This window comes from Streptomyces sp. NPDC033165 (assembly GCF_055577965.1).
The window spans coordinates 151,835-176,981 of the sequence record NZ_JBVIPK010000006.1 but is presented as its reverse complement, the minus strand read 5'-3'; the positions used below and the strand labels follow the sequence as shown (position 1 = coordinate 176,981).

The window sequence follows — 25,147 nt, the reverse complement described above, 5'->3', positions numbered from 1 at the left end:
GCCGTCAAGGAAGCGTTAAAGATTAGGTAAGGTAACGAAGTACCGGGCTGCCGGAGGACGATCCGGCAGGCGCACGCAGGGAAGGAACGGACCCTGACTGTCCACGCGCTCAACGAACTCCTGCTCGTCTGCTCGCTCGTCCTGCTCGTCGCCGTGGTGGCGGTACGGATCTCCTCGCGCAGCGGGCTGCCCAGTCTGCTGCTGTATCTCGGCATCGGGATCGCCCTGGGGCAGGACGGCATCTTCGACGTCAAGTTCGACAACGCCGAGCTGACACAGGTGATCGGCTATGCCGCGCTGGTCGTCATCCTGGCCGAGGGCGGACTCGGTGCGAAGTGGAAAGAGGTCCGTCCCGTCCTGCCCGCGGCCGCGGTGGTCTCCACCCTCGGCGTCGCCATCAGCGTGGCTGTCACCGCCTCCGCCGCGCACTACCTCGTGGGTCTCGACTGGCGTCAGGCCCTGATCATCGGCGCGGTCGTCTCCTCGACCGACGCGGCGGCCGTCTTCTCCGTCCTGCGCAGAGTGCCGCTGCCGCCCCGGGTCACCGGTGTCCTGGAGGCCGAGTCCGGCTTCAACGACGCCCCCGTCGTCATCCTGGTCGTCGCGTTCTCCGCGGTCGGACCGGTCGAGCACTGGTACGTCCTGGTCGGCGAGATCGCCCTGGAGCTGGCCATCGGCGCCGCCATCGGCGTCACCGTGGGCTGGCTGGGGTCGCTCGGACTGCGGCACGTGGCGCTGCCCGCCTCCGGCCTCTACCCGATCGCCGTGATGGCCATCGCCGTCTCCGCGTACGCCGCGGGCGCCATGGCCCACGGCAGCGGCTTCCTCGCCGTCTACCTGGCCGCGATGATCCTCGGCAACTCCAAGCTGCCGCACTGGCCCGCCACCCGCGGTTTCGCCGACGGGCTCGGCTGGCTGGCCCAGATCGGCATGTTCGTGCTGCTCGGCCTGCTGGTCACCCCGCACGACCTGGTCGACGACTTCTGGCCCGCCGTCGTCGTGGGCCTCGTGCTGACCATGGTGGCGCGGCCGCTGTCGGTCTTCCTGAGCCTCGCGCCGTTCCGGCTGCCGGCCCGCGAGAAGGCGCTCATGTCCTGGGCGGGGCTGCGCGGGGCGGTGCCCATCGTCCTGGCGACCATTCCGATGGTGTCCGGGGTGGAGGGCAGCACCCGGATCTTCAACATCGTCTTCGTCCTGGTCATCGTCTACACCCTGGTACAGGGCCCGACGCTGCCCTGGGTCGCGGCCAAGCTGAAGATCGCCGATGACCAGGCCGAGCCCGACGACCTGGGCGTCGAGTCCGCCCCGCTGGAGCGACTGCGCGGGCATCTGCTGTCGGTCGCCGTCCCTCCGCACTCGAAGATGCACGGCGTCGAGGTCGGCGAGCTGCGGCTCCCGGCGGGCGCGGCCGTCACCCTGGTGGTCCGGGACGGCAAGAGCTTCGTCCCCTCACCGACGACCGTCCTGCGACGCGGGGACGAACTGCTGGTGGTGGCCACCGACCCGGTGCGCGACACGGCGGAGGCCCGACTGCGCGCGGTCGGCGAGGGCGGCAAGCTGGCGGGCTGGCTGGGCACGGGCGGAGCGGGCAGCTCCGGTACGTCGCGGGCGTCCGCCGCTCCGGGCCCCCAGGGCGAATCCGGCATCCCCCAGGCGATGAAGCTGACCAAGAGGCTCGGCGGCGGCAGCGACACGAAGACACGCCCCTGAGTCACGGGCGGCGCGATCCATAAGGTGACACCGCAGGTGATTCACTGCGGACGCGTCGCAGATCACAGGCCGATACCCGTAGCCCTGTACGCAATCACAGGCGCACAAGGCTTCCTGCCTGTACCATAAAGGCAAGCATGATCGACCAACCCTGATCGACCAACTCTGTCTGAAGCAGAGCTGGCGCGACCGTATGGCGGTCGTGGTGTCTCTTGGCCCGGCGCTTCTCCGCCGATGGCAGCGAGCCGCCCGGCATCTACCGCAGTTCCGCGCGAAGAGGACAGCTCTCGGCCGCTTCCGTCCGGCCCGCCCCACAAGGGCGCCGGGAAGCAGGGCTACCAGGCGGCAGAAAGGCAAGGACCGTGGCACCCACGGTCTCCGACCGCCCCGGATACGGGCAGCTGCTGCGCACCCCCGGTGCGTGGACCTTCCTCCTCCCGGGCTTCGCCGCACGGCAGCCCTTCGCGATGCTCACCATCAGCATCGTGCTCCTCGTGCAGCACACCACCGGCTCCTACGGCAGCGCGGGCGCCGTGGCGGCCGTCTCCGGCGTCTCCATGGCGCTGTTCGCCCCGCAGAGCGGCAAGCTCGCCGACCGTTTCGGCCAGCGCTCCGTGCTGCTGCCCGGGGTCCTCCTCCACGCCGTCTCCGTGAGCACCCTGACCGTGCTGGCGCTGGCGGACGCCCCCCTGTGGGCGCTGTTCGCCGCCGCCGTGCCGACGGGCGCCTCGATCCCGCAGATCGGCCCGATGGTGCGGGCCCGCTGGGCGGCGATGCTGGGCGCGACCCCCGACCGCCCCGCCTCTCCCCTGATGTCCACCGCGGCCGCGTTCGAGTCGGTGACGGACGAGTTCACGTTCGTCCTGGGCCCGGTCATCGCCACCGCGCTGTGCACCGGCGTACACCCCGCCGCGGGCCTGGTCGCCGAGGCGGCCCTCACCCTGATCGGCGGCCTGTTCTTCGCCGCTCAGCGGGCCACCCAGCCCGCACCCCGCGCCGCCGCGACCGCGGCCGAACCGCACGCCTCGGCACTCTCCGTACCGGGCGTGCGCGTCCTGGCGATCTCCTTCCTGGGCATCGGCGCGGTCTTCGGCGGGATGCAGGTCTCCCTGACCGCGTTCTCCGAGGAGATCGGCCACCCCGGGGTGAACGGCCTGCTCTACGGGATCTTCGCGGCGGGCAACATGCTGGCCGGCCTCGCCTGCGGCGCGATCGCCTGGAAGAGCAGCCCGCGGCGTCGGCTGATCATCGGGTACGTGGCGCTGACCCTGACCGCGTCCGGCCTGTGGGCCGTGCACTCGGTGCCGCTGCTGGCCGGGCTCGGCCTGCTGGTGGGCCTGTGCATCGCTCCGGCGCTGATCAGCGGCTACACCCTCGTCGAGGCGCTGGTTCCCGCCACCGCCCGCACGGAGGCCTTCACCTGGCTGACGGGCGCTGTGGCGCTCGGCCAGGCGGCAGCCGTGACCGTGGCCGGACAGCTCGCCGACGGCCACGGCGCGAGCACCGGATTCCTGGTGCCGCTGGCCGGTACCGCACTCGCCCTGATGACGCTGCTGGCCCTGCGCTCGCGGCTGACACCGAGGTCCCCGGGACGCACCGTGGCACGTGGGATCGGTCACCGCGAGCCCGTCACAGTGGACTGATTCAAAGGAATACGTCAGTATGGAGCGTCGTTAGCACTCATTGAGTGAGAGTGCCAGGAGGAGCAAGTGCCGACCTATCAGTACCAGTGCACCGAGTGCGGCGAGGGCCTTGAGGCGGTGCAGAAGTTCACCGATGACGCCCTGACCGTATGCCCGAGCTGCGACGGACGCCTGAAGAAGGTGTTCTCTGCGGTCGGCATCGTCTTCAAGGGTTCCGGTTTCTACCGGAACGACAGCCGCGGCTCGTCGTCGAGCAGCACACCGGCGTCGTCGTCCTCGAAGCCGGCCGACTCCGCTTCGTCCGCGAAGTCGGGTTCGGAGACCAAGGCGAGCGCTTCGTCGTCGCCCTCCTCCTCGTCGTCGGCCCCCGCGTCGGCCTCGTCGAGCGGTACGTCGGCCGCCTGAGCCCGCGTACGCCCCACACACGCTTCACCGGACCCCGCCGATCCACTCGGCGGGGTCCGAGCGCTTTCCCCGGGCGGCACTTCCCCGCACACGGCCCCCGGATACGGTGACCGCATGGTGAACGCACATACGGATACGAGTACGAGCTCCGGCACGGACACGGGCACGGCAGGCACCGCGGGTACGGCGGGCGCATCCGGTTCCGAGGCGGCCGCGGAGATCGGTGTCATCGGCGGCTCGGGCTTCTACTCCTTCATGGACGACGTCACCGAGGTCGCCGTGGACACCCCTTACGGGAAGCCCAGCGACTCGGTGTTCCTCGGCGAGATCGGCGGCCGCAGGGTGGCCTTCCTGCCCCGCCACGGACGCGGCCACCACCTGCCCCCGCACCGCATCAACTACCGGGCCAACCTCTGGGCCCTGCGTTCCGTCGGGGTCCGCCAGGTACTGGGACCGTGCGCGGTCGGCGGACTGCGGCCGGAGTTCGGGCCGGGCACCCTTCTCGTCCCGGACCAGCTGGTGGACCGCACCAAGACCCGAGTGCAGACGTATTACGACGGTGAGACCCGGGCCGACGGGACCGTGCCGAACGTCGTCCACCTGGGCTTCGCCGACCCCTACTGCCCCGAGGGCCGCAAGGCCGCGCTCGCCGCGGCGCGCGGACACGGCTGGGACCCGGTGGACGGCGGCACCCTGGTGGTCGTCGAAGGCCCCCGCTTCTCGACCCGCGCGGAATCGCGCTGGCACGCGGCGATGGGCTGGTCGGTCGTGGGCATGACCGGGCACCCCGAAGCGGTGCTCGCCCGCGAACTGGGCCTCTGCTACACGACGATGACCCTGGTCACCGACCTGGACGCGGGGGCCGAAGCCGGTGAGGGCGTCTCGCACGAGGAGGTCCTCCGGGTATTCGCGGCCAATGTGGACCGGCTGCGCACGGTGCTGTTCGACGCGGTGGCCGGGCTGCCGAAGACGGAGATCCGCAACTGCACCTGCGCCCACGCGCTGGACGGGATCGACACAGGCATCGCGCTTCCCTGACAGGTGACGGAGTTGTCCACAGTGCGGGCGCTGTCCACAGGGGTCAGCGGGATCTGCGCGGACGGGGGAAAGTGAGGGGAGTCCGGCCGGATCACCCGGGCCGGACTCCCCCTCTCCTTTGCGTTCGTTCACCCGATTCCAGGTGGTGCCATGTCCACATTCACATCCACGTCCGCGTCCCTGCCCGCGTCCACGTCCGCGCCCCTGCCCGCGTCGGCGTCCGTCACGTCCATGCCCGCGTCTACGTCCGTTCCCATGCCCACGTCCACGTCCACGTCCGCGCCCACGCGCTCCGGACACCACACCCACACCTGCCCCCACGCCCAAACCTCTGCGGGAACCTCTGCGGGCCGGGTGAAACCGCCGCCCGGGCCCCCGGCACCAGTGCCCGCGCCCTGCCGGGTGGGGCCGTTCACTCCGCTGCGTGTGCGGGGCGGCGGTGCGGACCGGCTGCGGCGCATGCTGCGCAGGCAGCGGCGGGCGGCGGCCGCGGGGCTCGCCCTGGCGGGTGCCGCGCTGGCCACCGGCGGCCTGGGCGGCGCGGCCGACGGGGAGGCAGCGGCGTCGGATGCCCCGGCGGGCGCCGGGCGGCCGTCGGTGCGGCTGGTCTCCGCGCCGGTGCGCATCGCGGACGCGGAGACGGTACGCCTGCTGCGGCCGGGAGACCGGGTCGATGTGATCGCGGTCGGTGACACGGGCGACGACGCACACGTCGTGGCACGGGGTGCGCGCGTGGCGAAGGTGCCGGACGACAGTGCTCACGGGCCGGCGGCGGGGGGCCCAGGGGCCCTGGTGGTGCTGTCCGTGGAGCGGTCGACGGCCACGGCGCTGCTGGGCGCGGGCGCGTCGGGCCGACTGGCCGTGGCGGTTTCCGATGCGAACTGACACGCCATCAAGTCACCCGTGCGAATTAGCGGATTGGACAGTGTCGCCTTCTGCCGCCTTAGGTGACGGAGCAGTTTGCTCCCGTCACCGCACATGCGAAGGAAGGCTCACCTGTGAGCGAGAAGAAGGTCAGTCTGCTGGAGGGCTTCAAGGCCTTCCTGACGCGCGGCAATGTGGTCGACCTCGCGGTGGCTGTCGTCATCGGCGCGGCGTTCACCAACATCGTGAACGCGTTCGTCAAGGGCATCATCAATCCGCTGGTCGGCGCGTTCGGCACGCAGGACCTGGACAGCTACAGCTCCTGCCTCCGGGGCCCCTGCACCACGAACCCGCAGACCGGGGAGATGGAAGGGATCAGAATGCTGTGGGGCTCGGTGCTCAGCGCCACCCTCAGCTTCCTGATCACCGCCGCCGTCGTGTACTTCCTGGTGGTGCTGCCGATGGCCAAGTATCTGGCCAGGCGGGCGGCGATGCAGGCTGCCAAGGAGGGTGTGCAGGAGACGCTGGAGGTCAGCGAGCTGGAGGTGTTGAAGGAGATCCGCGACGCCCTGCTCGCGCAGCGCACCGGCGGTGCGCCGGACGGCTCCGGTGGGGCGGGGACGGGCGGCTTCCCGGGCGGGGACCGGTAGCCCGCCGCGCACCGGCTCAGATGTGGTGGGGCGGCTTCTCGTCCAGAAAACGGGCGAGGTCGGCGGCGCTGCCACCGGCAAGAGGCCGCTCACCCCACCCCTGGTCCGTATCGTCCGCGGACTGCCGGTCCAGCGGATCGTCGAAGACCAGAACCGGCTTGGGCTTCGGTTCCTCAGGCAGCTGCCCCGATGGCTGCTGCTGCTTCGCATCGCGCGGGCGGGGGGCGGGGGCGGCGCTCATGCTTCCAGGGTACGGCGGCTCACGGGGAGACGTGAGCCGCCGTGGGACCGGGCGGCGGCCGTCAGCGGTCCTTCGGGCGAGCAGCCACAAGGCGAGCACGCTAAGCAGGGCGAGCACGGCGAGAAGGGAAAGACCGAGAAATCCGGCCCCCCACCAGGCCGTACCGGTGTTGCCCTCCATCCACTCGTCGATCACGGCGGCGAGGCAGCCGAAGCACAACCACTGCACGGCTTCGCGCCGGTGCGGGCGGGGCCGGAGATGTCGTCACCGGGAGACTGTGCCATCGCCTTGAGTTCGTGGCGGGCAGGAACCAGACCGTACTCCTCCCAGCACCGCTGAACTGTGGTTTCGTACGGGCCCCCGAACCCTGAATCCTTGTGCGGTTGTGAATGCCTTCACGAAATCCTGGACACGCGGGACCGTCCTCATAGCGCCCCGCCCGCCGGTACGTTCGACGCACACCCCCGCACCGACGTGAGGAGCCGCCCGATGCCCCGCGAGGACCAGACCCCTGAGAACCGGGCTTCCGAGAACCGGGCTCCCGGCAACCCGCCGCTGCTCGACGCGTTGACGGACGTGGCCGGTATCCGCGTCGGGCATGCCGAGGTCGCCGGTGCGGGCGCGTTGAGCGGTACGACCGTCGTCCTGGCGCCCGAAGGGGGTGCGGTGGCAGCGGTGGACGTGCGGGGCGGCGGGCCGGGGACGCGGGAGACGGACGCGCTGGACCCGCGCAATCTGGTGCAGCGGGTCGACGCGGTCGTCCTCACGGGCGGCAGTGCGTACGGTCTCGACGCCGCGTCCGGCGTGATGGCGTGGCTGGAGGAGCGGGGCCGGGGCGTCCAGGTCGGCGCGGACCGCGCCCAGGTGGTGCCGGTCGTTCCGGCCGCCGCTCTCTTCGACCTCGGCCGGGGCGGTGACTGGCGGGCCCGGCCCGACGCGTCGACCGGGCGCGCGGCGGTGGAGGCGGCCGCCGCCACGGGCCCCGGGGAGCCGGTCGCCGAGGGCGGTGTGGGGGCGGGTACGGGGGCGGTGGCCGGGCAGCTCAAGGGCGGGATCGGCACGGCGAGCGTACGCCTGGCGTCGGGCGTGACGGTGGCGGCCCTGGTCGCGGTGAACGCGGCGGGTTCGGTGGTCGATCCCCGGACCGGGGTGCTGTTCGGGGAGTACGGGGCCGGGTCGGAGTCGCCCACGCATCCCCGGCCGGGGGAGCCGCCCGCGTACCCCCCGGCCGAGGTCCACGCGGAGGCGCTGCGGCGGCTGGCGCGGGAGCGGGAGGCGGCGGAGGCGGCCGGGGGCGGGGCGCCGCCGTTCAACACGACGATCGCGGTGGTCGCCACGGACGCGGATCTGGTCCGGGCTCAGGCCCAGAAGCTGGCGGGCACCGCCCACGACGGGCTGGCCCGAGCGGTGCGCCCGGTCCATATGCTGACCGACGGGGACACGGTGTTCACGCTCGCCACGGGGCGGGTGCCGGTGCCCTCGCAGGACCCGGTCGCGGTCAACGAGATCCTGGCGGCGGGCGCGGATGTGCTGGCCCGCGCCATCGTGAAGGCGGTGCGAGCGGCCCGCACGGTCACGGGGCCGGGCGGGACGTTCCTCTCGTACACGGAGCTGTACGACGGCTAGCCCACCCCCGCCGGGCGGGAGGGGGCGTGCGGCGCGGGCGAGGGGCCCGCGGGCTGCCGACTTGGCACCTGTGCAAGGGAGTTCATCCCAACCGCCCGAAATGCGCCGGGAACACCGGGGGAACTTTCTGCGTGCGCCCTACGTTTTTACGAACCCCGGTCACGATGTCAGACTCAGGGACTACGTTGAGCACGCATCAAGTAACACGCGGCGACGGCCTGGAGACAGCACCTTGAGCGATCCGTACGAGACAACCGAGCAACACCTCGACCGACTCCTGCGACGCGCCCTCAACTCTTTCGACCTTCCCGACAGCACGGTCGACCGCCTCGGTTCGGCGCTGGCGCACAGCAGTTCGCTGCATTCGTCGCACCACAGCTCCGTACTGCACCGCGAGACCTACCGCCACACGTATCTCCTCGCCGACGGCTCCGCCCTGACTCTGTGGGAGCTGGTGCACAGCGGCGGCCGGGACGTCCGGGCCCCGCGTCGGCACGAGTTGTACGACGTGGAGGGCGACGCCCGCATCGCCGCGTCCCGCCTGGCCGGGAGCTGTTCCGACACCCCGGTTTTCGGCGAGGAGGGCGGGCAGGGGGAGATGGAGATGCTGTCGGTCCTGATGTCCGCCCCACCGGCCCCGCTCCCCCGGACGTACGCCCCCGACAATTCCGCGGACCACGCCCGCCGGGTGCTGCGCCGCGCGGAGAACGCCGACCGGCCGGGCGAGCGGAAGGCCTCGCTGCTGCGGGCCGCGTTCGCCCACCACATCACCCAGATCTTCGGGCGCCAGTGCCGGGTCGACGGCCAGGAAGCCGGATTCACGCTCTACGAGCACGCGTTCCTGCTGCTCGACGGCAGTGAGACGAGTCTGTGGGAGGTCGAGCACACGGCGACGCCCGACGGCCGCCATATGTGCGAGGTGTACGAGGACGAGGACACCGCCCGTTCGGCGATGGAGAGCCGCACGCGGATCTGCTGATCCCGGCGACGATTCGTCGGCCCCGGTCAGCAGATCCGGCCCCGGCTACGGTCCCTGTGCCTGTCCCGGTCCCGGCGAGTCGTCGCCGGGACCGGGGCCGGGACCGCCGTCCGCGCGGGGCGGTTCGCGTCGGCCTTCACCGGGCAGTCCGCGTCGGCCCCCGCCGTCAGTTCGCCCCTACCCTCAGTTCGCGTCCGCCTCCACATGGGCGCGCGGCCGGGCGGGCAGCGCGAACATCACCAGGAAGATCACCGCGAGTACTCCGGCGACCCACCACAGCGACTGCTGGAAAGCGTCGACGAAGGCCGGGCCGATCGCCTCGGGGGCCAGGCGGTCTCCGATCGCGCCGAAGAACACGACGGACACGAGGCCGAGGCCGAGCGCCGTCCCCATCTGCTGCACGGTGTTGATCAGCCCGGATGCCGAACCGGCGTGTTCCTTGGGCACTTCGGAGAGGATCGCGTCGGTCAGCGGCGCCACGATCAGGCCCATCCCGACGCCCATGACGACCAGCGGCACCGCCATCTGCCAGGAGGTGATGGCCATGCCGTAGTGCTCGGCCTCCCAAAGGTAGATCAGCAGCCCGGCGATCATGAGGAGCGCGCCGGCCTGGAGGACCTTGCGGCCGAAGCGGGGTACGAGCTTCTGTACGGAGATCCCGGCGGCCACCGAGACGGCGATGGAGAACGGGATGCCCGTCGTGCCCGCGCGCAGCACGCTCCAGCCGAGGCCCATCTGCATGTAGAGGGTCCAGACCAGGAAGAAGATGCCGAGGCCGATGCCGAAGGTGAGCTGCACGGCGATCCCCGCGGCGAAGCTCTTGACCCGGAACAGGGACAGCTCGATCAGCGGCGAGCCGTCGGTCAGCGTCTTCTGCCGCTGGTGCACGACGAGGGCCCCGAAGACGAGCAGGCTGCCCACCATCGACACATGGCCCCACACCGGCCAGTCCAGCTCGTGGCCCCGGGTGAGCGGGTAGATGAGCATCAGCATGGCCAGCGTGACCAGGACGACGCCCACCAGGTCCAGGCGGACCGCCTTGGGGGCCTTGGACTCGGTGATGAACTTCGCGCCGAGGACCAGTCCGGCGATGCCGACGGGCAGGTTGATCAGGAAGATCGGCCGCCAGCCGAGCCCGAACAGGTCCCACTCGGTGAGCAGTGCGCCCAGCAGCGGCCCGGAGACCGCCCCGAGCCCGACGACCGCGCCGAAGAGGCCGAAGACCTTGCCGCGTTCATGCGCCGGGAAGGTGGCGTGCACGATCGACAGCACCTGCGGCACCATCAGCGCGGCCGTGCCGCCCTGAAGGATGCGGGCGGCGACGAGTATCTCCGGGCTGCCCGCGAAACCGCACAGGGCCGAGGCCACGGTGAATCCGCCGATACCGATGAGGAAGAGCCGCTTGCGCCCGTAGATGTCGCCGAGTCGGCCGCCCGTGATCAGCCCGGCCGCGAACGCGAGGGCGTATCCGGCGGTGATCCACTGGATCGCGGAGACGGAGGCCCCGGTGTCGCGCGTGATGCTGGGGATCGCGATGTTGACGATCGTGACGTCGACCAGGTCCATGAAGGCCGCGGTCATCACGATGGCGAGCGCGAACCAGCGCCGCCGGTCGGCGGGGGCGGGCGCGGGTGCGACCGCTGTTTCCACCGGTGCGGGAGGTGCGGGCGGTGCGGGTGCGGTGGATGGCGCGAGGGGCGACGCCGCGGACGGCGGGGGTGCGGAAGAAGGCATGGGAAGAACATAAGTACCCATTAGGTCAGGTCATGACCTGATGGTCCGGCACCCTGGGGTCATGTCCGACACCCCGGCACGCCTGCTGAAGTTGCTGTCGCTCCTCCAGACCCCGCGCGAGTGGCCGGGCGGGGAGCTGGCCGACCGCCTCGACGTCAGTCCGCGCACGATCCGCCGCGATATCGACCGGCTGCGGGATCTGGGCTACCCGGTCGAGGCCTCGCGCGGTTCGGTGGGCGGCTATCGCCTGGTCGCGGGCGCCGCCATGCCGCCTCTGCTGCTGGACGACGAGGAGGCGGTGGCCATCGCGGTGGGCCTGCGGGCTGGGGCGGGGCACGCCATCGAGGGCGTCGACGAGGCCTCCGTACGGGCGCTGGCGAAGCTGGAGCAGGTGCTGCCCTCGCGGCTGCGGCACCGGGTCTCCGCACTCCAGACCGCCACGGTGCCGCTGACCAGGGGCGACGGTTCCACCATCGACCCGCGGACCCTGACGACGCTGGCCTCGGCGGCGACCGGGCGGGAACGGCTGAGGTTCGCGTACCGCAGCGGGGACGGCACCCGGACGAAGCGGCAGGTCGAGCCGTACCGGCTGGTGAGCACCGGTCAGCGCTGGTATCTGGTGGCGTACGACCTGGGCCGGGAGGACTGGCGGACGTTCCGGGTGGACCGGGTCGGCGAGCCGTTCGCGACGGGTGCCAGGTTCGCCCCGCGGCCGCTGCCGGTGGAGGGCGGCACGGACGGTGGCGGCGGTGGTGGTGGCCGGGCGGACGGCAGCCAGGGCAAGGAGCCGAACGGCGAGGGGGACGCGGCGAGGTTCCTGGCCCGGTCGATGCGGCGGATGCAGCCGGAGCTGCGCCTGGACGTGCGGTTCGGCGCTCCGGCGGAGTTCGTGGCGGCGCGGCTGCCCGCGACGCTCGGCGCGCCGGAGCCGGACGGGGAGGGCGGGTGCCGGCTGCGGGCCTCGTGCACCGATTCGCTGGAGTGGGTGGCGCTGCGGCTGGCGCTGGTGGACTGCGAGTTCTCCGTGGCGGGGCCGCCGCAGCTGGCGGCGTACCTGGAGAACCTGGGCGCCCGGCTGACCCGCGCCGCCAGGCACCCGCCCGCGCACCCGATGCGGAGCGACACCCCGGAACGGAGCGACGCCCCGGAACAGAGCGACGCCCCGGAACAGGGATGAGCCCCGGCGCCGGGGGGGGGTGGGCGCCGGGGCTCAGCTCGGGGACCGGGGAAAACCGGTCGGGTGACCGGAAAGACCCGGTCGGTCGGCCGGTGCGAACCGGCTTGATGGGGAGATTACGGGTTATTGGCTCACGCCGCAGCGTCAAAGCCCGTGTCGTGAGCCATTCGCTTCAATTCGAGGAGTGCGTGCTTCTCGATCTGGCGGATCCGCTCCCGTGTGAGGCCGTGCTGCTTGCCCACTTCGGTCAGGGTCCGCTCGCGGCCGTCCTCGATGCCGTACCTCATCTTGATGATCGAGGCCGTCCTGTTGTCGAGCTTGCCGATCAGGTCCTCCAGCTCCTCGCTGCGGAGCAGGGTCATCACGGACTGCTCGGGCGAGACGGCGGAGGTGTCCTCCAGCAGGTCGCCGAACTGGGTGTCCCCGTCGTCGTCCACGGACATGTTGAGGCTGACCGGGTCGCGGGCCCAGTCCAGGACGTTGCCGACGCGCTCGGCGTTGGAGTCGAGCTCGGCGGCTATCTCCGCGTGCTCCGGGTCGCGCCCGTGCTCGCGGTTGAACTCGCGCTGGACCCGGCGGATCCGGCCGAGCTCCTCCACCAGGTGGACGGGGAGCCGGATCGTGCGGGACTGGTCGGCGATGGACCGGGTGATGGCCTGCCGGATCCACCAGGTGGCATACGTCGAGAACTTGAAACCCTTGGCGTAGTCGAACTTCTCGACCGCGCGGACCAGGCCGGCGTTGCCCTCCTGGATCAGGTCGAGCAGGGGGAGCCCCGCGCGCGGGTAGCGGCGGGCCACGGCGACGACGAGTCGGAGGTTGGAACGGATGAATATGTCCTTGGCGCGCTCGCCCTCGGCGACCAGCGCCTCCAGCTCTTCGCGCTTCGCCCCGCCGGCGTCGCTCTCCACCTCGCCGTCGAGGATCTGCTGGGCGTAGACGCCCGCCTCGATGGTCTGGGAGAGGTCGACTTCCTTGGCTGCGTCGAGCAGCGGTGTGCGGGCGATCTCGTCCAGGTACATGCCGACCAGGTCGCGATCGGCGATTTCCCCGCCCACGGCGCGAACACTGCTTGCCCGGTCGGTCCCACCAGAAGTGGCGGACGTACGACGGGCGACGGCACGGGTTGCCATGCGTGCTCCCTTGCTGAGTAGGTCGCGACACCCTCTCGGGTGCCCTGCATCCGATGGAAACAACGACTGGAATCCGGACAGAATTCCCATGCCACGCATTCATTTTCGCGATCATGCAGTACCCTGTTCGGCCCCGCCAGGAGGCGGCACGCCGGAGATACGCATGGACGTGCAGGTCAGAACCGGTTCTGAAACAGATCCGGCGCCCTGGACCGAGATCTGCAACCGCTCCGTCCATGAGACCGCGCTCACATTCGACACGGCCCCCTTCACTCCGGAGCAGCGGCTCCCGTGGCTGCGCTCCCACCCGGAAGACGGACCGCGCCGCCTTCTGGTTGCCCGCGATGCCCACGGCCGCCGCGTGCCGGGGTACGCCACGAGCAGCCCCTTCCGCCCCAGGGCGGCCTACGGCGCCTCCATCGAGGCGAGCGTCGACACCCTGGTGCGGGCAGCAGATCGGCCCGAAGTCCTAGGGCCCCGGACCGTTCCGTCGGGCCCCGCGCCGCCCTAGCGTGACCGCCACGAAGTAACACGAAGCAACAGGCACGGCGTGACGGGCGAGACGTGACGGGCAGGGAGTGCCCCGCACGGAGTGACGGGCAGGGAGTGCCCCGCACGGAGTGACGGGCAGGAAGTGGTCCGCGTGGAGTGACGGGCAGGAAGTGGTCCGCGTGGAGTGACGGGCAGGAAGTGGTCCGCGTGGAGTGACCCGCACCGTGCGGCCCGCACACAGTGGCCCGCACGGACGACACCACGGGAGCGTGATCGGCATGGACGACGACACCACGGGCACCCTCGACGAAGCTCTGGAGCGCCTCCACACCTCGGGGCCGGAGCGCGACGGCTGGCTGAGCAATCACGCGCCGATGGCCGTGGAGGCCCTGGTGCGGCACGGTCAGGCACCGGTGGTGCAGCGATGGCTGGACCGCTACGGCCCCAAGCTGGAGGAGATGCCGGGCAGCGCCGCCCCGGTGACCGCGCGGAACTGGCGCGAGGCGCTGGGCGACCCCCGTCGCGTCGCCGACTGGACGGTGCACTTCGAACGGGAGACGGCCGACCGCCCCTGGCGTGATGTCCTGGCGGAGTGGTGGCCCCGGCTGCTGCCCGGCATCGCGGCGGGCGCCACGCATCCGGTGATCCGGGTGGGCCACTCCGTACGGACCCTGCTGGCGGGCGAGGAGACCGCGCCGCGCGTGCGGGAGCTGGCCCACGGGCTCGGCTACTGGGCCGCCCGGCACCAGCCGCTGCCCGCCCCGGGACTCCTCGGCCCGGCCCCGAGCGCGGCGGCTGCCCTGGACCGGGTTCCGCTGGTGCCCGATCCGAGCGGCGGCATCCGGGCCCGGTTCGCGCAGCTGACCGGGTTCCCCCAGTGGCCGGGGCAGGAGCCCGCCGGGCCGGAGGAGGCCCGCTCCGCACTCCGCGAGCTGGTGCGGGCCGCCACCCACCGGTACGCCACCCACGGGCACGGTGAGCCGGTGATGCTGGTCCACGCGGCGACCGCGCCCAACGCGGTGCTCCGGACCCTGCCCGCGCTCCCCCGGGCCCTGTGGGGGCCGAGTCTGGGGGCGGCCTGGGCGGCGAGCGCGGCGGTTACCGCCGCCTACGCGCCCCCTCTCCGCGAAGCTTCCCCCGATGCCCCCGCTCGCACTCCCGGGGCCGAGGGCGCTACGGACGCGGAGGAGCTGTTCGCCCGGGCGGCGGCGCACGGGGACGACCACACCATCAAGTTCGTCGACACGGCGCTGGATGTCGGCGACAGGGCCGCGTTCGCCGCCGCCCTGCGCTCGATCGAGCTGAACACACCGGCGTTCTAGGACCCGCAGCTCCCCCGACCCCTCAGCCGCACCGCACCGCGCCGGAACGCCCCTCACCGCACGGGGCAGCCGGACCCGCACCGGATCAGCCGAACTGCACCGAGCGCTTCGCCAGTCCCATCCAGAAGCCGTCGATGACGCTCTGCCCCCGGTCCAGCTCGTCCTCGGCCGCGCCGAGCGTCACGAACAGCGGGGCGAAGTGCTCGGTGCGGGGGTGGGCCAGCTTCCCGGCGGGTGACGTGTGCTCGAAGTCGAGCAGCGCGTCGATGTCCTGCGCCCGCAGTGCGCGGTCGCCCCAGTCGTCGAACTCCGCCGACCAGCCGGGAACGCCGCCGCCCGTGTGCCGCAGCGCGGCCAGGTTGTGGGTGAAGAAGCCGCTGCCCACGATGAGCACGCCCTCGTCGCGCAGCGGGGCGAGCTTGCGCCCGACGTCCATCAGCTTCTGCGGGTCGAGCGTCGGCAGGGAGATCTGGAGTACGGGGATGTCGGCGTCCGGGAACATCTCCACCAGCGGCACGTAGGCCCCGTGGTCGAGTCCGCGGTCCGGAATGTCCTGGACCGGCGTACCGGCGCCGCACAGGAGCCCCCGGACGCTGTCGGCGAGCTGCGGGGCGCCGGGGGCTCCGTACCGCACCCGGTAGTAGTGCTCGGGGAAGCCCCAGAAGTCGTACACGAGCGGCACGGTCTCGGTGGCCCCGAGCGCGAGCGGCGCCTCCTCCCAGTGCGCGGAGACGATGAGGATCGCGCGCGGGCGGGGCAGGGCGGCGGACCAGGCGGCGAGCTGGCCGGGCCAGACGGGGTCGTCGGCCAGCGGCGGGGCGCCGTGCGAGAGATAGAGGGCGGGCATGCGCTCCGCGGTGGCTGTCATGGCACTCACTCCCATCCACAGAACTCGGGACGGGTTCGTCCGAGCGTGGTTTCCCTAGGTCATCCGGGGGATCGTTGTCCAGGGGCCCTGCGGAACTCCGCCGGAGTCCCGCGGGATTCCTTCTCCGACAGGAATCCCTCAGACATCCCCAGGATCTTGAAACTTCAAGTTCCCACCTCCGGAGACCTTAGCCCTATCTAGTTAAACTTTCAAGAAAAGGTCGTACAGTGGAGTCCATGACCACGGCATCCACCAGCGCGACGCGCTGGCTCACCGACGAGGAGCAGCGCGTCTGGCGCGCCTATCTGCATGCCACCACGCTGCTGGAGGATCACCTCGATCGCCAGCTCCAGCGCGACGCCGGCATGCCGCACATCTACTACGGACTGCTCGTCCAGCTCTCCCAGGCGCCCCGGCGCCGCATGCGGATGACGGAGCTCGCCCGGAACGCCAAGATCACCCGCTCCCGGCTCTCGCACGCCATCGCCCGGCTGGAGAAGAACGGCTGGGTGCGCCGCGAGGACTGCCCCTCCGACAAGCGGGGCCAGAACGCGGTCCTCACGGACGACGGGTACGCGATGCTCCGACGCTCGGCGCCGGGCCATGTCGACGCCGTACGGCAGGCGATGTTCGACCGGCTCACGCCCGAGCAGGTGCGCAGCCTCGGGGAGATCATGCGGGTGCTCGCCACCGGCCTGGAACCGGAGGGTCCGGACGCGGATCTGCCCTGGCTCCGCTGAGCGGCGGAACCAGGGCAGACCGGTGACGCTCCCGGTGCCGTACGGCGTCAGTGGGCGACGACCGGGATCTTGAACTCGTCCTCGACACCGTCGGCACCCTCGGCGTTGCCGCCGGACGCACCGCCAGGACCCGCTCCCGGGCGGCCGGTGTTGATCAGGGCGGCCGCGATGGCGGAGGCGGCGACCAGGATGCCGACCGCCCACCAGATCGCGGCGGAGAAGCCGCTGACCATGGCCTGGAGCTCCAGGAGCTCCGGGTCCGTGGCGCGGGCCGCGTGGTCGGCGACGTACGCGGTGGTGGCGCTGGCGGCGATGGTGTTCAGCAGAGCGGTGCCGATGGCGCCGCCGACCTGCTGCGAGGTGTTGACCATCGCGGAGGCCACCCCAGCGTCACGCGGCTCGATGCCGTGCGTGGCCAGGGACATGGCGGGCATGAACGCCGTACCCATACCGAGGCCGAGCAGCAGCTGGCCGGGCAGGATGACCGCCGCGTAGCTGGTGTTCAGGTCCAGCTGGGTCAGCAGCAGCATGCCGGTCGCGGCGACCAGGAAGCCGGGGCCCATCAGCAGGCGCGGCGGAACCCGGGTCATCAGCCGGGTACCGATCTGGGTGGAACCGATGATCATGCCCGCGATCATCGGGAGGAACGCGAAGCCGGTCGTGACCGGGGAGTAGCCCTTCACGACCTGGAGGTAGTAGGTCAGGAAGAGGAACAGCCCGAACATCGCGATGATCGCGAGACCCAGCGAGAGGTAGACCCCGCCCCGGTTGCGCTCGGTGAGCACGCGCAGCGGCAGCAGCGGGGACTTCACCAACGCCTCCGTCACGACGAAGGCGATCAGCAGGACGGCGGAGGCGATGAACATGGTGACGGTCAGCCCGTCCGACCAGCCGGCCGACTCGGCGCGGGTGAAGCCGTAGACCAGGGCGACCAGGCCGAGCGTGGAGAGGACGACGCCGGGGATGTCGAGCGACGCGCGGTTGCGGGTGCCGGACGGCTCGCGGATGACGAAGTACGCGCCCGCGGCGGCGACGACGGCGAACGGGATGTTGACGAAGAACGTCCAGCGCCAGTTCAGGTACTCGGTGAGGAAGCCGCCGAGGATCAGCCCGACCGCGCCACCGCCACCAGCGATGGCCCCGTAGATACCGAAGGCCTTGGCTCGCTCCTTGGCGTCGGTGAACATCACGGCGAGCAGGGAGAGGGCGGCCGGGGCGAGCAGGGCGCCGAAGACACCCTGGAGGGCCCGGGAGCCGAACATCATCGCCTCGTTCTGGGCCGCCCCGCCGAGCGCGGAGGCCAGCGCGAAGCCGATCAGTCCGACGACGAAGGTGCGCCTGCGGCCCCAGAGGTCGGCGATCCGGCCGCCGAAGAGGAGGAGCCCGCCGAAGGCGAGGGCGTAGGCCGTGATGACCCACTGCTTGTTGCCGTCGGAGATGCCCAGGTCGGCCTGGGCGGAGGGCAGCGCTATGTTCACGATGGTGGCGTCGAGGACGACCATCAGCTGGGCGAGCGCGATGAAGGCCAGCGCCTTCCAGCGGCTGGGATCGGGAAGTTCGGTGTCGGCCGTTTTCGACATGGGTGTAGCCACCTAAGGACGTGTAGAGGCGCCGAGGGCGTCGTGAGGCGAGCGTCGTCGGTACGGGCTGTGCCGTACACGCGACGGTTACGTGGGCTGCCGGTACGTGACGTGGACGTGGATGGTGACGTGGACGTGGACGTACGAGGCTGTGTTCAGGCGAGGAGAAGCGGGACCGGAAGGTTCAGTCCGGAAGGTCGAGTTCGGGGCGGGCGTCAGGGGCGGCGCCGCAGATCCTCCAAAGTGGCGGCCGATCCGGGCAGTTCGGAGCGGGCCGGGGCTTCCAGTCCGTCCAGGAAAAGCTGCAGATGACGATGGGTGAACCGGTCGATGCCCTGGCAGGCGATGCCGGGGAGCGGCCGGGTGAGCTGGGAGAGGACGACGAACACGTCACCGACGCCGATGTCGGCACGCAGCCGCCCCGCGGACATGGCGCGCCTCACGAGCCCCCCGACGGCCTCTTCGAGGCGTCGGCGCTCGGCGAGCAGGTCGGGGTGGTCCTGGTCGAAGACGCCGGAGAGCATCGGGCACAGGGCGCCGATCCGTTCGTCGGCGGCCGCGTGCACGAAACGGCTGAGCGCGGCGAACGGGTCGGCCTCGGCGGCGACGGCCTCTTCGGCCCGGCGGGTGGTACGGGAGGTGACCGCGAGGACGACCTCGTGGACGAGGGCGGACCGGTCGGGGAAGTTGCGGTAGAGCGTGGCGTTGCCGACGCCGGCCCGCCGGGCGACGTCGTCGAGCGGCACCTCGGGCCCGAACTCGACGAAGAGCTCGCGCGCGGCGCTCACGATCCGCTCGCGGTTGCGCAGCGCGTCGGCCCGCGGGCGGGACGAACGGCACTGTGCCGCCGGTGCGGTGTTCTCAGCGGCGCCCTCGGCGGCGCCCTCGGCGACGTTCTCGGCGACGCAGTTCACGACGACAGCCCTCCCTTTACTTCCCGTTACCAGCGGCTCCACTGCCTGTGCAGCCGGTCGACCCCCTCACGCAACCGGGGACCGATTCCCCGGTTAGCGGGGACACATAGGCAAACGGGGAGAGGCTCCCCACTTATTTCCCTCATTGCATGTGACCTGAGTCACATGACCTGACGAGGAAAAACCTCCGATCGGCGCACCCAGCGAGCGCCCCCGGACCGCCCGGCACAGGCTGATCGCCAGAGCGCAGTCAGGTTCGGCCGACTGCCGCGGACCCCGAAGGCGCCTCTATGCAGCAGCCCCGCCACCGGATACGCAGACACCGCCGCCCGGTCGCCCTGGCCGGGGCGACCGCCCTGGTCATAGCGGCCATGGCATCGGCGAGCACCACCCTCCCGACGGGCGGTCGCGCCTCGGCGGGTCCGGCGGCCACGTCCCCGGACTCCGCTCTCGCGCCCTGCCGGATCTCCGCGGTCATGGGGGTGCAGATGTCCGAGGGCATGCCGACCCCGCCCGGATACGCCCGGTCGACCGGCGACGTCCGGGCGCTCAACCTGATGATCGACTTCCCGGACGCGGAGGCCGCCGAACCGGCGATGGACCGGTTCGCGGAGTTCTTCCCGCAGACCTCCGACTGGTTCGCGACCAGCTCCTACGGCCGCCTCGTCTACCACCCCGAGGCCCCCCTCAAGGACTGGCTGCGGATGCCGCTGCCGTTCACGGAGTACGGGATAGAGCGCGGCTCACCGTTCGAGCCGGGCTACCGCCAGCTGGTCAAGGACATCGTCGCGGCCGCCGACCCGGAGGTCGACTTCTCCGCGTACGACCTGGTGAACATCCTGGTCACCCCGAACGCCGGGCCCTCCGCGCTGGACACCGTGCTCTCGGTGACCTTCTCCGGCAACGACGACGCCCCGACCGCCGACGGTGTCCCGCTCTCCAACACGTCCTTCGTCTACAGCCGCCAGGACGACGGATCGGGCTCGTACGCCGAGACCGGCTACCGCGTCCTGCCGCACGAGAACGGCCATGTCCTCGGGCTGCCCGACCTCTACACGATGGAGGGCGGGGGCTCGGTCGGACACTGGGACATCATGTCCGAGGACTGGGGCGCCAACAACGACTTCCTGGCCTGGCACAAGTGGAAGCTGGGCTGGCTCGACAACGAACAGATCAGCTGTGCCTCGCAGCCCGGCGTCAGCGAGCACACGCTCGGCCCGCTGGCCACCGAGGGCGGCACCAAGCTCGCCTTCGTCCCGCTGAGCGCCCAGTCCGGATACGCGGTGGAGGTACGCACGGCAGGCGGCAACGACGACGCGGTCTGCCGTCCCGGGGTGCTGATCTACAAGGTGAGCTCCGATGTGGACACAGGCCAGGGGCCGGTCTCCGTCGCCGACGCCACCGAGGACAGCGGCGGCTGCACCCGGCGGCCGAACGTCCACGCCGAACTGTCGGACGCACCGTTCCGCCCCGGCCAGACGTTCACCGACCGGGCCAACGGCGTACGGATATCCGTGCTCAGCGAGGACGACCACGGGAACTACCGGGTGCGGGTCACACGTCCGTGAGCGGCGCGGGGACCTGTTCGGGGGCGGGGTCGGGGACCACCTGGTCGGGGGCGAGACCGCGGCCAGGGCCGGAGTCGGCGCGGCGGGCGGGGTCGGTGCCAGGGGCGGAACCGGCACCCGGCCCCGCGAACGCTTCCCCGGAGCCAGGCCCCGCGAGCCCTCCCCCGGAGCCAGGCCCCGCGAGCCCTCCCCCGGAGCCAGGCCCCGTGAGCCGCTCCCCGGAGCCAGGTGCCGCGAATCGGCCCCGGAGCTCGTGCTTGAGGAGTTTGCCGGTGGCGTTGCGCGGGAGCGGCTCGTCGGTGAGCAGCACCCGCGTAGGCACCTTGAACGCGGCGAGCGAGCGCCCGACGTGCGCCCGCAGGGCCTCGCCGGTGACCCGGGACCCGGTGCGCGGGCGGACGACGGCGGCCACCTCCTCCCCCAGCACCGGGTGCGGGATGCCGAGGACGGCCGCTTCGCAGACGTCGGGATGGTCGTGCAGGACGCCCTCGACCTCGGCGCCGTACACGTTCTCGCCGCCCCGGATCACCACGTCCTTGATCCGGTCGACGACGCTGACGCGCCCCTCGTCCCGTACGGCGAGATCCCCCGTACGGAACCAGCCGCCGTCGGCGAAGGCCTCCTCGGTCGCCTCCGCGTCGCGCCAGTAGCCGCGGAACAGCGACTGGCCGCGCAGCCACAGCTCGCCCGGCGCCCCGTCGGGCAGCTCCTCGCCCGAAGGACCGGCGACCCGCGTCTCGGTGACCGGGGTCGGGCGGCCCGCGCCACCGGGCTCGGCGCGGTAGTCGGCCCCGTTGTGCGCGAGGACCCCGCCGCTGGTCTCGGTCAGGCCGTAACCGGTACGGGGCTCGACGCGCTCGCCGTACCGGGCGGTGAGCCGGGCGACCAGGGCGGGCGGGGCGGCGGCGCCTCCGGTGCTGAACAGGGTGAGGCTCTCCAACTCGTCGCCCGCCCCCGTCCGCTCCGCGGCCTCCAGCAGTTGGAGCCCGGTGGTGGGGACACCGGAGAAGTGCGTGACGCGGTGCTTACGGATCAGGCGCAGCGCCTCGTCCGCGTCCCACCGGTGCATCAGGACGAGGGTGCCGCCCGCGGCCATCACCCCGTAGAACCCGGTGAACGCGGCGACGTGGAAGAAGGGGAACGTCATCAGGGAGACCGGGGCCGCCCCCTGCCCGGGGATGACGCCCCTCGCCAGTGCGGAGGCCGCCGCCTGGTAGCGGGAGTTGAGCGCGGCCCCTGCCTGGGCGAGATGGGTGGCCACAGCGCCCTTGGGGCGGCCGGTGGTGCCGGAGGTGTAGAGGACCGTGGCGTCGTCCTCGGGCCGGGGCACCACGTCGGGCGGTGCGGCCAGCGGATCGGGGGCGGGGAAGTCCTCGTACCGCTCGACGCGCAGCCCATCGGCCTCCCTCCCCTCCGCACTCCCCTCCTCGTGGGAGCCGTGGAAGAGAACGACACGCGTCCCGGTCCGCCGCGCCCAGCCCGCCACCCGGCCGAGCCGCTCCCCGTCCACGAGGAGCACCCCGGGCCCGCAGTCGTCGAGGGCGTGGGTGAACTCGCCCTCGGTCCACCAGGCGTTGAGCGGTACGGCGACGAGACCGGCCAGCTGGGCGGCCCAGAAGGCGATCTGCCACTCGGGGTGGTTCCGCATCGCGACGACGGCGCGGTCACCGGGTCGCAGCCCGTACCGCTCGTGCAGCCGGACGGCCAGGGCCGAGGCGGCGGCGAAGAACTCCCCGTACGTGTACGTCCGCTCCCCCGCGATCAGGAACGGCGTGTCCCCGAAGGCCCAGGCCGCCTCCACGAACTCCCGGAGCGTGCGGGGCCCGTCGGCGTACTCCAGCACCCCCCGCTCACTCCGCACCACGGCGAAGGGCGCGCCGGGCGCGGTGAGGGCGGCAGCGACGCGCGCGGCTCGGGCGGCGCGCTCGGCGCGTTCCGCGCCGGCTGCGGCGTCTTCGGGGCCTGGTTCCGGGGACGGGCGGGTGTGCGGCACGGGCGGCCTCTCTCGCACTGGCGCTTGCTGGCTGGTACCCGTGACGCTATGCGTACGGCGCCGGAGCGCCAAGGCCGAGGTGGAGCCGCAACGGCCGCTGCCGCCCTTCGCGCCGGACTCGACGGCGCCCGTCCACGGACCGCGGTGCCCCTCACGGGGGAGCCTGCCGGGTCCGCGGCGAGCGCGTAGGGGAAGTCAGCGCGTAGGGGGAAGCCAGTGACGCGACCGCGACAATGTCCCGGCGCGTGGGCGTCCTCGCCTCAGCCGCCCCGAAGTGCGCGGAGGCACACGGAAGTGCGCGGAAGACATGGAGTGCCTGACTCACCCGCCACACCATGCCCGTACCCGCGGAACGGGTGTCGGCGACCAGCTCTGACGACGCCCGCGGTCAGGGGTTTCCCGCACATATCGGGCTTATATGAGATAGGCCACTTCCGGGGGCCATAGGCAGGGGCGGTCACACCGGCCTAGAGTCCTGTCGTTTGCGGAGTATTCGGCTCCGCGCCGTCCGGCTCAACCCTCCGCTCCGTACACGACCTGTACGCGCACGCGGAGACCGGGCCGATTCCCCGACTCACAAGGAACCGGGAACATCCGCATGGGCACGTTGGAAAACTGGGTCGTCGAGTTCAACGACGTCTTCTGGACATACCTGCTGATTCCGCTGGTCGCCGTCGCCGGCGTCTGGTTCACGCTGCGCTCCAAGGGCGTGCAGATCCGCCTGATCCCGGAGATGTTCCGGGTCTTCGGGGACAAGCCGCAGTCCGGCGTCAGCCCCTTCGGCGCCTTCACCATCTCCGCCGCCGCGCGGATCGGCACCGGCAACATCGCCGGTGTGGCCACCGCGATCACCATGGGCGGCCCCGGAGCCGTCTTCTGGATGTGGATGATGGCCCTGGTGGGCGGTGCCTCGGCGTTCGTCGAGTCGGTCCTGGCCCAGCTGTACAAGGTGCGCGACACCGAGCCCGGTACGTACCGAGGCGGCCCGGCCTACTACATACAGAAGGCGCTCGGAATGCGCTGGCTCGGAGTGGTCTTCGCCGTTCTGATCACGCTGACGTTCGGGTTCGTGCTGACCGCGGTGCAGTCCAACACGATCACGGTGGCCACGAAGGGCTCCTTCGGCTCGGACGCCTCCTGGTTCAATCCCGTCCTCGGCGTCGTGCTCGCCGGGCTGCTCGCGCTCGCGGTGTTCTTCGGCGTGAAGCGCCTGACGGCCGTCACCAAGGTCATCATCCCGGTGATGGCCGGGATCTACCTGCTGGCCGGACTGGTCATCGTGCTCCTCAACCTCGGCAACGTGCCGGGCATACTCGGCGACATCATCGGCGGCGCCTTCGGCTTCCGCGAGGTCGCGGGCGGCGCCGTGGGTACGGCGATCCTCCAGGGCGTGCGGCGCGGCATGTTCTCCAACGAGGCGGGCATGGGTTCCGCCCCGAACGCCGCCGCGGCCGCGGAGACCACGCACCCGGTCAAGCAGGGCCTGGTCCAGACCCTCGGCGTCTACTTCGACACCCTGGTCATCTGCACCATGACCGCCCTCGTGATCCTCTCCGCCAACCCGACCCTCGGTGAGCGCGGCGGCGCGGACGTCACGCAGGCCGCCTTCACCAGCGAGCTCGGCGACTGGGCCGGTCACCTGCTGACCCTGGTGGTCTTCATGGTCGCCTTCAGCTCCATGATCGGTAACTACTACTACGGCGAGTCCAACATCCAGTTCATCACCCGCAGCAAGGGCGTGATGAGCTCGTACCGTGCGCTGGTCATCGCCTGCGCCGTCCTCGGCGCGATCGGCTCCGTCCCGCTGGTCTGGAGCCTCGCGGACGTCACGATGGGCGCGATGGCCCTGGTCAACCTGATCGTGATCATCCCCCTCAGTGCGGTCGCCTTCCGCCTCCTCGACGACTACCTGACCCAGCGCCGCCAAGGCCTCGACCCGGTCTTCCGCAAGGACCAGGTCCCGGGCCTGCGCGGCGATGTGGAGTGCTGGGGCACGTCGGACCAGGACGCCACACTGCAGGAGCGGACGCCGGTCGGCTCGCTCTGACGCGGACGCGCCCCGCGCGACCGTACGCATCGAAGGGCGGCATCCCGGGAGGGGTGCCGCCCTCGGGCGTTCGGAGGCCGGGCCCGAATCCCGGGGACCGTGTCGTGCCGCGGCACGAAGGTGTTGCGGCGCACAGCGGCAACGGGGGCGACCTCCGCAATCCCTATCCGCTAGGCTGTCAGCGGTCAGTCCACCTCCAGTGCACCTGCTCGGGAAAGTGTCCTTCCGGACCCCTACCGCAGCACCGCCACGGGGTCGCATGACCAGGGCGTTTGCCTCACTCCGCCCGGCATTCCCCCCTGGGGTTTCCGGCGAAGTTTTCGGCAAGCCCCCGCCTTCGTAGCTCAGGGGATAGAGCACCGCTCTCCTAAAGCGGGTGTCGCAGGTTCGAATCCTGCCGGGGGCACCATGCGTTACCGCTCT

The 25,147-nt window shown here is 71.6% G+C and carries 21 protein-coding genes and 1 tRNA gene; 14 read left to right on the top strand and 8 right to left on the bottom strand.

Annotation, left to right across the window (positions count from 1 at the left end):
• Positions 1–153 precede the first annotated feature (153 nt).
• The 4 genes from ACZ5WC_RS16750 to ACZ5WC_RS16735 all read left to right on the top strand — a co-directional run bounded on the left by ACZ5WC_RS16750 (position 154) and on the right by ACZ5WC_RS16735 (position 4,796).
• Positions 154–1,710: a potassium/proton antiporter gene (locus ACZ5WC_RS16750; protein ID WP_468541481.1), complete on the top strand. Its 1,557-nt coding sequence runs from the start codon at positions 154–156 to the stop codon at positions 1,708–1,710.
• A 362-nt stretch (positions 1,711–2,072) separates the two neighbouring features.
• Entirely contained in the window at positions 2,073–3,353 is a 1,281-nt protein-coding gene (locus tag ACZ5WC_RS16745; protein WP_468541480.1) for an MFS transporter, read from the top strand.
• Between the two features lie 66 nt (positions 3,354–3,419).
• On the top strand, positions 3,420–3,758 hold the full coding sequence (locus tag ACZ5WC_RS16740; RefSeq protein WP_468541479.1) for an FmdB family zinc ribbon protein: 339 nt from the start codon (positions 3,420–3,422) through the stop codon (positions 3,756–3,758).
• Between the two features lie 114 nt (positions 3,759–3,872).
• Complete coding sequence (locus ACZ5WC_RS16735; protein ID WP_468541478.1) at positions 3,873–4,796, top strand: S-methyl-5'-thioadenosine phosphorylase; 924 nt, start codon at positions 3,873–3,875, stop codon at positions 4,794–4,796.
• A gap of 128 nt (positions 4,797–4,924) precedes the next feature.
• On the opposite strand, the gene ACZ5WC_RS16730 is transcribed toward ACZ5WC_RS16735, so the two are convergent.
• The gene (locus ACZ5WC_RS16730) at positions 4,925–5,053 is read right to left on the bottom strand and encodes a hypothetical protein (protein WP_468541477.1); all 129 of its coding nucleotides are present in this window, start codon (positions 5,051–5,053) and stop codon (positions 4,925–4,927) included.
• A 169-nt stretch (positions 5,054–5,222) separates the two neighbouring features.
• Here ACZ5WC_RS16730 and ACZ5WC_RS16725 point away from each other — a divergent pair, with 169 nt between their 5' ends.
• Together ACZ5WC_RS16725 and ACZ5WC_RS16720 are read left to right on the top strand one after the other, a co-directional pair.
• Positions 5,223–5,681: a hypothetical protein gene (locus ACZ5WC_RS16725; RefSeq protein WP_468541685.1), complete on the top strand. Its 459-nt coding sequence runs from the start codon at positions 5,223–5,225 to the stop codon at positions 5,679–5,681.
• Positions 5,682–5,794: 113 nt separating this feature from the next.
• Positions 5,795–6,310, top strand: coding sequence for an MscL family protein (locus ACZ5WC_RS16720; protein WP_468541476.1), 516 nt, complete (start codon positions 5,795–5,797; stop codon positions 6,308–6,310).
• 16 nt (positions 6,311–6,326) lie between these two features.
• Here the strand turns inward: ACZ5WC_RS16720 and ACZ5WC_RS16715 are convergent, their stop codons facing one another.
• Positions 6,327–6,551, bottom strand: coding sequence for a hypothetical protein (locus ACZ5WC_RS16715; protein WP_096627084.1), 225 nt, complete (start codon positions 6,549–6,551; stop codon positions 6,327–6,329).
• 489 nt (positions 6,552–7,040) lie between these two features.
• Between ACZ5WC_RS16715 and ACZ5WC_RS16710 the strand changes: the two genes are divergently transcribed.
• Positions 7,041–8,177: a P1 family peptidase gene (locus tag ACZ5WC_RS16710; RefSeq protein WP_468541475.1), complete on the top strand. Its 1,137-nt coding sequence runs from the start codon at positions 7,041–7,043 to the stop codon at positions 8,175–8,177.
• Between the two features lie 232 nt (positions 8,178–8,409).
• The gene (locus ACZ5WC_RS16705; RefSeq protein ID WP_468541474.1) at positions 8,410–9,156 is read left to right on the top strand and encodes a DUF6227 family protein; all 747 of its coding nucleotides are present in this window, start codon (positions 8,410–8,412) and stop codon (positions 9,154–9,156) included.
• Between the two features lie 183 nt (positions 9,157–9,339).
• On the opposite strand, the gene ACZ5WC_RS16700 is transcribed toward ACZ5WC_RS16705, so the two are convergent.
• Complete coding sequence (locus ACZ5WC_RS16700; protein WP_468541473.1) at positions 9,340–10,890, bottom strand: MFS transporter; 1,551 nt, start codon at positions 10,888–10,890, stop codon at positions 9,340–9,342.
• Between the two features lie 61 nt (positions 10,891–10,951).
• Here ACZ5WC_RS16700 and ACZ5WC_RS16695 point away from each other — a divergent pair, with 61 nt between their 5' ends.
• Positions 10,952–12,067 carry a helix-turn-helix transcriptional regulator gene (locus ACZ5WC_RS16695; RefSeq protein WP_468541472.1) on the top strand — a complete coding sequence of 372 codons (1,116 nt, stop codon included), beginning with the start codon at positions 10,952–10,954 and terminating at the stop codon, positions 12,065–12,067.
• A 131-nt stretch (positions 12,068–12,198) separates the two neighbouring features.
• On the opposite strand, the gene ACZ5WC_RS16690 is transcribed toward ACZ5WC_RS16695, so the two are convergent.
• Complete coding sequence (locus ACZ5WC_RS16690; protein WP_468541471.1) at positions 12,199–13,200, bottom strand: sigma-70 family RNA polymerase sigma factor; 1,002 nt, start codon at positions 13,198–13,200, stop codon at positions 12,199–12,201.
• Between the two features lie 770 nt (positions 13,201–13,970).
• Between ACZ5WC_RS16690 and ACZ5WC_RS16685 the strand changes: the two genes are divergently transcribed.
• Positions 13,971–15,014, top strand: a complete 1,044-nt coding sequence (locus tag ACZ5WC_RS16685) for a questin oxidase family protein (RefSeq protein ID WP_468541470.1) — start codon at positions 13,971–13,973, stop codon at positions 15,012–15,014.
• Between the two features lie 85 nt (positions 15,015–15,099).
• Here ACZ5WC_RS16685 and ACZ5WC_RS16680 read toward each other — a convergent pair whose 3' ends face one another.
• Complete coding sequence (locus ACZ5WC_RS16680) at positions 15,100–15,882, bottom strand: dioxygenase family protein (protein WP_468541469.1); 783 nt, start codon at positions 15,880–15,882, stop codon at positions 15,100–15,102.
• Between the two features lie 227 nt (positions 15,883–16,109).
• Here ACZ5WC_RS16680 and ACZ5WC_RS16675 point away from each other — a divergent pair, with 227 nt between their 5' ends.
• Complete coding sequence (locus ACZ5WC_RS16675) at positions 16,110–16,622, top strand: MarR family winged helix-turn-helix transcriptional regulator (protein WP_179500093.1); 513 nt, start codon at positions 16,110–16,112, stop codon at positions 16,620–16,622.
• Between the two features lie 47 nt (positions 16,623–16,669).
• On the opposite strand, the gene ACZ5WC_RS16670 is transcribed toward ACZ5WC_RS16675, so the two are convergent.
• Positions 16,670–18,202 carry an MFS transporter gene (locus ACZ5WC_RS16670; RefSeq protein ID WP_468541468.1) on the bottom strand — a complete coding sequence of 511 codons (1,533 nt, stop codon included), beginning with the start codon at positions 18,200–18,202 and terminating at the stop codon, positions 16,670–16,672.
• 215 nt (positions 18,203–18,417) lie between these two features.
• A complete protein-coding gene (locus ACZ5WC_RS16665) occupies positions 18,418–19,116 on the bottom strand; it encodes a TetR/AcrR family transcriptional regulator (RefSeq protein ID WP_468541467.1) in 699 nt (232 codons plus the stop codon).
• Positions 19,117–19,406: 290 nt separating this feature from the next.
• Here ACZ5WC_RS16665 and ACZ5WC_RS16660 point away from each other — a divergent pair, with 290 nt between their 5' ends.
• Complete coding sequence (locus tag ACZ5WC_RS16660; RefSeq protein ID WP_468541466.1) at positions 19,407–20,684, top strand: M6 family metalloprotease domain-containing protein; 1,278 nt, start codon at positions 19,407–19,409, stop codon at positions 20,682–20,684.
• Here ACZ5WC_RS16660 and ACZ5WC_RS16655 read toward each other — a convergent pair.
• Complete coding sequence (locus ACZ5WC_RS16655) at positions 20,671–22,677, bottom strand: class I adenylate-forming enzyme family protein (protein ID WP_468541465.1); 2,007 nt, start codon at positions 22,675–22,677, stop codon at positions 20,671–20,673. The genes ACZ5WC_RS16660 and ACZ5WC_RS16655 overlap by 14 nt on opposite strands.
• Before the next feature lie 598 nt (positions 22,678–23,275).
• On the opposite strand from ACZ5WC_RS16655, the gene ACZ5WC_RS16650 reads away from it, so the two are divergent.
• Positions 23,276–24,724, top strand: a complete 1,449-nt coding sequence (locus tag ACZ5WC_RS16650; protein ID WP_468541464.1) for an alanine/glycine:cation symporter family protein — start codon at positions 23,276–23,278, stop codon at positions 24,722–24,724.
• A 333-nt stretch (positions 24,725–25,057) separates the two neighbouring features.
• Positions 25,058–25,133 (top strand) — tRNA-Arg (locus ACZ5WC_RS16645).
• Positions 25,134–25,147 lie beyond the last annotated feature (14 nt).

Bases quoted from the DNA above. Each gene is read 5' to 3' on its own strand.
- ACZ5WC_RS16650 (WP_468541464.1), top strand. From the start codon at position 23,276: ATGGGCACGTTGGAAAACTGGGTCGTCGAGTTCAACGACGTCTTCTGG.
- ACZ5WC_RS16660 (WP_468541466.1), top strand. From the start codon at position 19,407: ATGCAGCAGCCCCGCCACCGGATACGCAGACACCGCCGCCCGGTCGCC.
- ACZ5WC_RS16710 (WP_468541475.1), top strand. From the start codon at position 7,041: ATGCCCCGCGAGGACCAGACCCCTGAGAACCGGGCTTCCGAGAACCGG.
- ACZ5WC_RS16690 (WP_468541471.1), bottom strand. From the start codon at position 13,200: ATGGCAACCCGTGCCGTCGCCCGTCGTACGTCCGCCACTTCTGGTGGG.
- ACZ5WC_RS16700 (WP_468541473.1), bottom strand. From the start codon at position 10,890: ATGCCTTCTTCCGCACCCCCGCCGTCCGCGGCGTCGCCCCTCGCGCCA.
- ACZ5WC_RS16680 (WP_468541469.1), bottom strand. From the start codon at position 15,882: ATGACAGCCACCGCGGAGCGCATGCCCGCCCTCTATCTCTCGCACGGC.
- ACZ5WC_RS16715 (WP_096627084.1), bottom strand. From the start codon at position 6,551: ATGAGCGCCGCCCCCGCCCCCCGCCCGCGCGATGCGAAGCAGCAGCAG.
- ACZ5WC_RS16670 (WP_468541468.1), bottom strand. From the start codon at position 18,202: ATGTCGAAAACGGCCGACACCGAACTTCCCGATCCCAGCCGCTGGAAG.
- ACZ5WC_RS16685 (WP_468541470.1), top strand. From the start codon at position 13,971: ATGGACGACGACACCACGGGCACCCTCGACGAAGCTCTGGAGCGCCTC.
- ACZ5WC_RS16695 (WP_468541472.1), top strand. From the start codon at position 10,952: ATGTCCGACACCCCGGCACGCCTGCTGAAGTTGCTGTCGCTCCTCCAG.
- ACZ5WC_RS16730 (WP_468541477.1), bottom strand. From the start codon at position 5,053: ATGGGAACGGACGTAGACGCGGGCATGGACGTGACGGACGCCGACGCG.
- ACZ5WC_RS16735 (WP_468541478.1), top strand. From the start codon at position 3,873: ATGGTGAACGCACATACGGATACGAGTACGAGCTCCGGCACGGACACG.